Source organism: Actinomyces sp. HMSC08A09, assembly GCF_001807465.1.
GTDB lineage: Bacteria > Actinomycetota > Actinomycetes > Actinomycetales > Actinomycetaceae > Actinomyces > Actinomyces oris.
The window spans coordinates 15,180-23,847 of record NZ_KV789137.1 but is presented as its reverse complement, the minus strand read 5'-3'; the positions used below and the strand labels follow the sequence as shown (position 1 = coordinate 23,847).

6 protein-coding genes and 1 pseudogene are annotated in these 8,668 nt (G+C 69.4%); all 7 read right to left on the bottom strand.

Features of this window, described 5'->3' with window-relative positions; genetic code table 11:
* Positions 1–246 (bottom strand): annotated as a pseudogene (locus tag HMPREF3165_RS13895) (MFS transporter); the annotation flags it as partial.
* A gap of 312 nt (positions 247–558) precedes the next feature.
* Positions 559–1,827 carry an alpha-hydroxy acid oxidase gene (locus tag HMPREF3165_RS09595; RefSeq protein ID WP_070512882.1) on the bottom strand — a complete coding sequence of 423 codons (1,269 nt, stop codon included), beginning with the start codon at positions 1,825–1,827 and terminating at the stop codon, positions 559–561.
* 425 nt (positions 1,828–2,252) lie between these two features.
* Positions 2,253–3,713, bottom strand: coding sequence for a mannitol dehydrogenase family protein (locus HMPREF3165_RS09590; protein WP_256275254.1), 1,461 nt, complete (start codon positions 3,711–3,713; stop codon positions 2,253–2,255).
* 273 nt (positions 3,714–3,986) lie between these two features.
* Positions 3,987–4,637, bottom strand: coding sequence for a LutC/YkgG family protein (locus HMPREF3165_RS09585; RefSeq protein WP_070512879.1), 651 nt, complete (start codon positions 4,635–4,637; stop codon positions 3,987–3,989).
* Positions 4,637–6,370, bottom strand: a complete 1,734-nt coding sequence (locus HMPREF3165_RS09580) for a LutB/LldF family L-lactate oxidation iron-sulfur protein (protein WP_070512876.1) — start codon at positions 6,368–6,370, stop codon at positions 4,637–4,639. The genes HMPREF3165_RS09585 and HMPREF3165_RS09580 overlap by 1 nt, the downstream gene beginning before the upstream one ends.
* Complete coding sequence (locus tag HMPREF3165_RS09575; RefSeq protein WP_003789184.1) at positions 6,367–7,197, bottom strand: (Fe-S)-binding protein; 831 nt, start codon at positions 7,195–7,197, stop codon at positions 6,367–6,369. The genes HMPREF3165_RS09580 and HMPREF3165_RS09575 overlap by 4 nt, the downstream gene beginning before the upstream one ends.
* A 529-nt stretch (positions 7,198–7,726) precedes the next feature.
* A complete protein-coding gene (locus tag HMPREF3165_RS09570) occupies positions 7,727–8,560 on the bottom strand; it encodes an RCC1 domain-containing protein (RefSeq protein ID WP_070512873.1) in 834 nt (277 codons plus the stop codon).
* Positions 8,561–8,668: the final 108 nt, after the last annotated feature.

Sequence of the window (8,668 nt, the reverse complement as noted above, 5' to 3'; positions counted from 1 at the left end):
CATGCCGTAGTAGGAGAAGCGCTCCCACATCTCCACGTTGAGCATCCAGGGAAGCCCCCGAGGGTGGCCGAACAGTCCCCGGTCCTGCCTCGACGGCGTCGTGCGCAGGCTGCGGGGCCGCCACCGGCTGGAGATGAGGCGGCTGGGCCCGCTGAGCTCATCCTCGCACTCGTTGACCGCCGTCGCGGCGGCTGACATCAGGCCTGACGTCGAGTCGAACGTTGAGCTGGACTCGGTCTGTGCCATGGCGGTGTCCCTTTCTCGGGGCGGTGGCCGTTCGGGGCCGGCCGCAGGGGTGATCCAGGGCGCCGGGTGCTCCGTCTGACGCGAGGGGCACAGACCTGTCGCCGAGGTCAGGAGTGATGGTGCCCAGACCATAGCGCCAGGCCTGTTTCCGGCATGCTTCCGGTTCTTGGCCAGACGACGGTGGCCCCGGAGAGGTGACCACTGGGGTCTCTTCTCCGGGGCCACCGGGTACCGCCGCGCTGGGCGGATGACGGGGACTCCTCTAACGACGCGCGGAGGGTTAGGTCGGTAGGACTATGCGGGTTGGGGTCCTCAGTGGGCCAGGGCGTCGGCTGCGGCCTTGACGTTCGGGCGCACCGGGGTCAGGCGGGTCAGCTGGGTGACGTGGCGCGGCTCGAGCTCGTCCAGGCTGGAGACGCCCAGGAGCTTCATGGTGCGGATGACCTCGTCGGAGAGGATCTCGATCATGCGGTCCACGCCCTCGCGCCCGCCAGCCATGAGGCCATAGAGGTAGGCGCGGCCCACGAGCCCGAACTTGGCGCCCAGGGCGACGGCGGCCACGACGTCGGCGCCGTTCATGATGCCGGTGTCCACCATGATCGTGGCGTCCTTGCCGACCTCACGGACCACCTCGGGCAGGAGGCGGAAGGGGACGGGGGCGCGGTCGAGCTGGCGCCCGCCGTGGTTGGACAGCAGGACGCCGTCGACGCCCAGGTCGATGAGGCGCTTGGAGTCCTCCACCGTCTGGACGCCCTTGATGACGATCTTGCCCGGCCACATGGAGCGGATGACCTTGAGGTCCTCGTCGCTGATGGTGGGGTCCATGGCGTTGTCGAGCAGTTCGCCCACGGTGCCGCCGGTGGACTTCAGGGAGGCGAACTCCAGCTTGGGCGTGGTCAGGAAGTCGAACCACCACCACGGGCGGGGGATCGCGTTGAGGACGGTGCCGGCGGTGATCTGGGGCGGGATGGAGAAGCCGTTGCGCTTGTCGCGCAGGCGGGCCCCGGCCACGGGGGTGTCCACGGTGAACATGAGGGTGTCGAAGCCGGCGGCCGCGGCGCGCTCGACCAACCCGTAGGAGATCTCGCGCTGGCGCATGACGTAGAGCTGGAACCAGTTGCGCCCGTGGGGGTTGGCGGCCTTGACGTCCTCGATGGAGGTGGTGCCCAGCGTGGACAGGGTGAAGGGGATCCCGGCGGCGCCGGCGGCCCCGGCCCCGGCGACCTCACCCTCGGTCTGCATGAGGCGGGTGAAGCCGGTGGGGGCGATGCCGAAGGGCATGGATGAGCGCCCGCCCAGGATCTCGCAGGAGGTGTCGACGTCGATGGCCGGGCGCAGGATGTCGGGGTGGAACTCGATGTCGCGGAAGGCCTGGCGGGCGCGGCGCAGGGAGACCTCGCCCTCGGCGGCGCCGTCGGTGTAGTCGAAGGCCGCGGCCGGAGTACGGCGCTTGGCGATCTTGCGCAGGTCCCAGGTGGTCAGTGCGGCGTCGAGTCGGCGACGCCTGGGGTTGAGCTCGGGCGTCTTGAAGTGGAGCAGCTCGAAGATCTCGCTCGGGTTGGGCAGCTGGCGCTTGACCATAGGAACCTCATCGGTGAGTCGGATTCTGGACGCTCCGCGCGGCGCGGAGTGCTCGTGGAGGCGGCCGGCCCCCGTGGCCGGCACTGAGGCCTACGAACCACCTCATGCTATGGGACAAAGGTCACCGAAGCAAGGTTAGCCTAAGCAATCCGTCTAACGGGAGGGAGAGATTTGCAATTTCTGCGCGGGGCCAGTCTCTCCGTCGCGGTGGCGTCTGCTCGCCGTCGGGGGACAATCCACGCGGCCGGGTGCATCTCCTTCCAACCAGGGGCATTCGACGCCGTCGGGGACAGGAATCCTGCACCCGGACGCGCGCGATGTCCCCATTGGGAGCCGCACGTCCCCGGGCGCGCAGGATGTCCCCGGCCGCAGGACGACGGCGGGGGACGACAGCGCAGGACGACGACAGGGCCGACAGCCTGGGGCTAGGCCGCCCGGGTGCGGCCGGCCAGAGCGCGCAGACGCGCCCGCGCCCCCTGGCGCCGCAGGGCCTCGAGCTCCTCGACGAAGGTGCGTCGGAAGCGCTCGTTGGTCGCCAGGCCTCCGAAGATCCCCTCGTGGCAGATGAAGGCGGTGCCGTGGCCGGCCCGCTGCGCGGCCATCAGGTGCCTCAGTTCCTCGGCCAGAGGATCGTCGACGACGATTGCCCCGCCGTTCTCGTCGTAGCCCTCCGACCCCAGTGCCCACGCGGCCACCATCGCCGTGCCCAGACGGATCGGCCCGCCGGCGGTGAGGTTGTCGCGCACCGTGCCCAGGACGAACTTCGGCATCCGGCTGGAGGCGTCCTGCGCCAGGCGGGAGAGCGTGTCTGCGATCGCCTCGTTGGTGAAGCGCTTGAAGAGCGTGCTGATGTAGTCGTCCAGGTTGATCCCCGGCACCGAGCGCAGGGTGGCCCGCGCCTCGCGCTCAAGATAGGCCCTTACCCAGGAGGCGATGTCCGCATCGGCTGCGGCCTCGTGCGCGTACTTGATCCCCAGTAGCCGCCCCCAGTGGGCCAGCCCCTGGTGGGAGGCGTTGAGCAGACGCAGCTTCATGAGCTCGTAGGGGACGACGTCGTCGACCATCTGTACCCCGACCTCCTCCCACGGGGGCCGCCCGGCGGGGAAGTCGTCCTCGATCACCCACTGGGTGAAGGGCTCGCAGACCACCGGCCAGGCGTCCTCGACACCGAGTGCCCGCCGCAGCTCGGCGACGTCGGCCCGCGTGGTGCGCGGGGTGATGCGGTCCACCATGCAGCTGGGGAAGGCGACGTTCCCGTCGATCCAGTCCGCCAGCTCCGGGTCGCTCATCGCGGCCCGGGAGACCACCGCCGTGCGGGCCGCCTTCCCGTTACCGGGCAGGTTGTCGCAGCTCATGATCGTCAGTGGAGCGATCCCCGCCTCCCGACGACGCCTCAGCGCCTCAACGATGTAGCCGAAGGCGGTCGTCGGCTCGCCCGGGTGCTCGGCGTCGTGGACGGCTCCGGGTGCCTCAGTGCGGAACGCGGCGGTGGCATCGTCAACTTTGTAGCCGCCCTCGGTGACCGTCAGCGAGACGATCCGGGTGGTCGGTGCGCTCAGGAGGGCCAGGACGTCCTCGGGGTCGTCGGGGGCGAAGAGGTAGTTGTGGATCGAGCCGATGACCGCTGGATCGCGCAGCCCACCGGGATGCTTGAGCACCAGGGTGTAGAGGTGGTCCTGAGTCGCCAGCACGTCACGCATCCGGGCGTCCCCGGGCAACAGGCCGACGCCGCAGATCCCCCACTCCAGGCAGGAGCCGCCCGCTGCGGCGGCTGCTCCGCCGCCGGGCCCGGACCCGGCGCGCCGACGCATGAGCCTGTCGAGGTAGGCGGCCTCGTGGGCGCGGTGAAAGCCGCCCACACCGATGTGGACGATCCCGGTGGTCATGGCGGAGCGGTCGTAGGCGGGGGCCAGGGGCGACTCAGTCAGTGAGATGGTCAAGAAGAGGTCCTTTCCGCGCTGCCACCAGTGGCCTTCAGTCAACCCGGCCTCCTTGGAAATCCGGTGGGCGTCCACTCCGGGAGGCCTCAGCGGAACGGTCCGCCCCTCACCCTGATCCCCGTGAAACTCTTGCGGGAGCAGGGAAGAGACGACAAAACTCCGCGCCGCCCGAGCAGTGAGCAATCGGGCGACGCGGAGTGAGAGCGGTCTTGATGAACCTCAGTGGGCGATGACGACGCGCAGGTTGCGCGGGCCGTGCACGCCGTTGACACGCACCAGCTCGATGTCGCTGGTGGCCGAGCCGCCGGCGATCCACGTCATCGGGCGCGTGGGGTGCTCTCCCAGGACGTCGACGGCCTGCGGCACCGTCGGCATGATCGTCTCGCGCTCCAGGACCACGACGTGCTTGTCCGGCACCAGCGAGATGGCCCGGCGGCCCTGGTCCGGCTCGCCGTCGAGGACGATCGTCCCCGAGATCGAGATGCCCACCCGCGAGCAGGTCAGCACGGCGTCGATCTCATTGAGGTCGAGGGTGGCGATGGCCTTCTCGCGGGAGTCCTCCACCACGGTGCGGCCGTTGCGCGCTGCCGCCTTCTTGTAGTCCTCGGGCAGTCCGGCGGGGACGACGACGGAGCGCGCCTCGCCGAGCAGCTCGTCGATGGCATCCAGGATCGCCGCGTCCTTGGGGGCGACGATGACCTCGGCCGAGTAGTCCTCGAGCTTCTCGATCATCTCGTCAACGACGGGCTTGGAGCCGGGGGGATTCTCCCCGGAGCGGATGTAGTTGCGCGGGATCGGCCCCACCGGTCGGGTCTGGGACCGCGAGATCGCGTCGCGGGCGCGGGCCAGGATCGCGGACTTCGCATCCATCACAGCTCCTCCTCGCTGGTCGAGCCGGCCGGGGCCTGGGAGGCGGATGCCTCCGGGGCGATCGGCTCAGGGTTGTTGATGGCCGAGCGTGCGTCCAGCGCGGCCGGGGTGGGCTCGCCGTCGGCGCTCGCGCTGCCGGACACCGGCTTGCCAGAAGGCGGGGGCGGGTCGGCCGGGAAGCCGTCCGCGTGACCGCGGCCGCTCTGGGCGCCGGCGACCTGGCTCAGCGGAGTCTCACCCTCGGGGTGAGTGCGCTTCCACCACTGGCGGAAGGTCTCCGAGGGGGCCACCGGCAGGTCGCGCGCTCCGGTCCACAGGGAGGCCGGGAAGGGCAGGGCACCGATCTTGCCCTCCTTGCCGCCCAGCAGCGCCGAGGCCTTGACCGTCTGCGAGGCGGCGGCCCACAGCGAGCTCTTCGACATCACCGGGGCCGAGACGTTCATGGCCACATCCCACACGTCCGGCACCGCGCGGCGCTTGACGTCCACGGAGCGGGCCCGCAGGTGGATGAGGATCGTGGGGATGTCGATCTTGACCGGGCACACCTCGCCGCAGGCCCCGCACAGGGAGGAGGCGAAGGGCAGGGTGTGGACCGGGTCGTCGTCGGCCAGCCCCTGAGTGAGCTGAGGCGTGATGATCGAGCCGATCGGGCCGGGGTAGACCGAGCCGTAGGCGTGGCCGCCGGTGTGCTGGTAGACGGGGCAGATGTTCATGCACGACCCGCAGCGGATGCAGGCCAGGGCCTGGCGGCCCACCGGGTCGGCCAGGGTCTTGGTGCGCCCGTTGTCCATGAGCACCAGGTGGAACTCCTTGGGGCCGTCGCCCTCGGTGACACCGGTCCACATGGAGGTGTAGGGGTTCATGCGCTCACCGGTGGCCGAGCGCGGCAGGAGCTGGGAGAAGATCTCCACGTCCTGGAAGCGGGGCACCAGCTTCTCGATGCCCATGAGGGTGATGAGCGTGTCCGGCAGGGTCAGGCACATGCGCCCGTTGCCCTCGGACTCGTAGATCGAGACCGTGCCGGTCTCGGCCACACCCATGTTCGTGCCGGAGACGGCCACCGAGGCGTGCAGGAACTTGTTGCGCAGGTGCGAGCGGGCCGCGGCCGTGAGCTCCTTGGGGTCGTCGGAGAGGTCCGCCGGGGCGTCCTCCATACGGTCCAGGAAGATGCCGCGCACCTCGGAGCGGTTGCGGTGAATCGCGGGCACTACGATGTGCGAGGGCATGTCGTCGGCCAGCTGGACGATCATCTCGGCCAGGTCCGTCTCGTGGGCGGTGATGCCCCGATCGGCCAGGTACTCGTTGAGGTTCGTCTCCTGGGTGGCCATCGACTTGACCTTGACGATGTCGTCGACGCCCTTGGAGGCGATGATGTCGGTGATGATCCGGTTGGCCTCGGCGGCGTCACGCGCCCAGTGGACGATGCCGCCGCGGGCGGTCACGTTGGCCTCGAACTGCTCCAGCAGCTCGGGCAGGCGCGAGGCCACCTCGAACTTGACGGCCTCGGCGGCGTTGCGCAGGTCCTCCCAGTCGGGCATCTCGGACACGCGGTCGGCGCGCTTGGAGCGGATGGTGCGCGTGGCGTGGCCCAGGTTGCGGCGCATCTGGGTGTTGGCCAGCGTCTTGTGCGCGCCCTCGGGGAAGGTGGGTCCCCAGCGCAGCGTGTCCTCGGGCTGCTCGACCTCGGTGCGCCACCCGCCCGTGTGGGGCATACCGAGAAATACCTGTGTCATCGTGCCACCGCCTGTGTGTGCTGAGAGTTACCGGTGTGCTGGACGTGCTTGGGGGCGAAGGAGATGTTGCCCTCGAAGGGTGCGTCCTTGGTGGAGGCCAGGATCTCGGCCAGGTGCATGATGCGCACCCCGGAGTTGACACGGGACAGGCCACCGCCGATGTGCATGAGGCAGGAGTAGTCGCCGGCGCACAGGACCTCGGCGCGCGTGGACATCACGTTGCTCATCTTGTCGGCGAGCATCGCGGTGGAGGTCTCGGAGTTCTTCATGGAGAAGGTGCCTCCGAACCCGCAGCAGACCTCGGCGTCGGGCAGGTCGATGAGGGTGAGGGCCTCGACGGCCTTGAGGAGGCGGTAGGGGCGGTCGGCGACCTTGGCGACGCGCAGCGAGTGGCAGGTGGGGTGGTAGGTGACCGTGTGCGGGAAGTAGGCGCCCACGTCCTCGGTGCCCAGGACATCGATGAGCAGCTCGGTCAAGTCGTAGGTGTGCGCGGCGATCTGCTCGACCCGCTTGGCCAGGGCCGTGTCGCCCACGTGCTCGGCCACGAGGCCCTGCTCGTGACGGGCCGCGCCGGTGCACGAGCCCGAGGGGATGACGATGGCGTCCCACTCGCCGTCGAGCACGGGGGAGAAGGTCTCCACGTGGTTGCGGGTGATCTTGGCGGCCTGCTTGAAGTAGCCGGTGTTGGCGTGCATCTGGCCGCAGCAGACCTGTCCCTCGGGGAAGCAGACCTGGTGGCCGAGGCGCTCCAGGATGGTGACGGTTGCCTGCGCTGCCTGCGGGAACATGGTGTCCGCAAGACAGGTGGCGAAAAGGGCGATTCGCACGATATGCCTCCACGACGTCGTAACTGAGACTGTCACGAGGACCGCCCGGACTCACCTGCTTCGAAGCTGGATGTGATGCGGCCTCGGCTGTATCTCAGGCTACGGCCCGGTGGTGGTGCTCATCTGACAACGACGGACTCCCGGTCGGTTGGTTCCGCTCTCTGAGACAGGTTTTCCGTTGAGGTGGTGCGGTTCTGTGAGGGGTGAGGGAGGGTTGAACAGGGGGTGTCTGCGGCGTGTGGGAGGTAAGTCCTAGAGGTGGATTGCGTCATGCATTACTGCCCTTATCTGCGATGGGCTTCGAGCAGGCCTCGGCGGGAGCGCGGCCGACGCCGTCGAGAACGCACTTGTGCTGCGAGAACGTACTTTTGCGGCGAGGACTGCGCTTGCCTCCAGAATGCGAGTGCCGGGGCGCAGTCGCCGGTGGGAGAACGCAGTCCTCGGCTGGGAAGTACGTCCCCGATCCGACGTCGGGGCTCGGGCTTAGCCCTTCAGCCTCACGTGTGTCAGTGCGGTGGCGGCGCCGGGCTCAGCCGGCGGGGCAGGCCCCGACCTCGAGCTGGCCGTGACTGTTGGAGCCAGTGGCCACGACGCCGCCGTCGGCGCGTAGGCCCACGGTGTGGGCCGCGCCCGCCGCAATGGCCACGATGTCGCGCCACTGGCTCACCTCGCATTGACCGGACTCTGATCTGCCCCCTGCGACGACGGTCCCATCGGCCCTGAGTCCGATGCTGTGGTAGCTGCCCGCCGCCACGGCGGTGATAGTGGACCAGCGCTCGATCCCGGCCCAGAGCTCCGGACGCCCGGCCGCGCGAACAGTGCCGTTCTCCAGCAGCCCCAGAGTGTGGAGGTAGCCCGCGGAGACCGCGCGCACTCGGTGCCAGTCCTGCACCTCGCACTGGCCGGCGGCGTTGTTGCCGGCTGCGCAGACGCTCCCGTCGGCACGAACGGCCACCGTGTGCCAGTCGCCGCAGCTGATACCGGTGATCTCGCGCCAGTGGTCAACCTGCCGTTGCCCCTCGGCGTCGCGGCCGGTGGTCACCAGCGTCCCGTTGATGCGCAGTCCTGCGCTGAATCTCCATCCTGCGGCGACGGCGACGATGTCCCGCCAGTCCCGGACGTCGCACTGCCCCTGCGCGTTCCAACCGCAGGCCAGCACTGTTCCGTCGTTGCACAGGCCCAGCGTGTGAGACCGGCCGGTGTTGGCGGCCAGATGGACACTGCCCGCCGCGACGGAGATGACGCCTCGCCACTGCGAGACCCGGCACTCTCCGGCACCGTCCGCTCCGACGGCGACCACCCGTCCGTCGGGGAGACATCGGACGGTGTGTCTGCGTCCAGCAGCCAAAGGAGCATGAGTCATCACGGGGCCTCCTTCGCGCCCATCCCAGCAGAATCGCGTCGCTCTAGCCAGTGAAGCCGCCGTCGAGAACGTACTTTCGCGGCGAGGACTGCGCTTGCCTCCAGAATG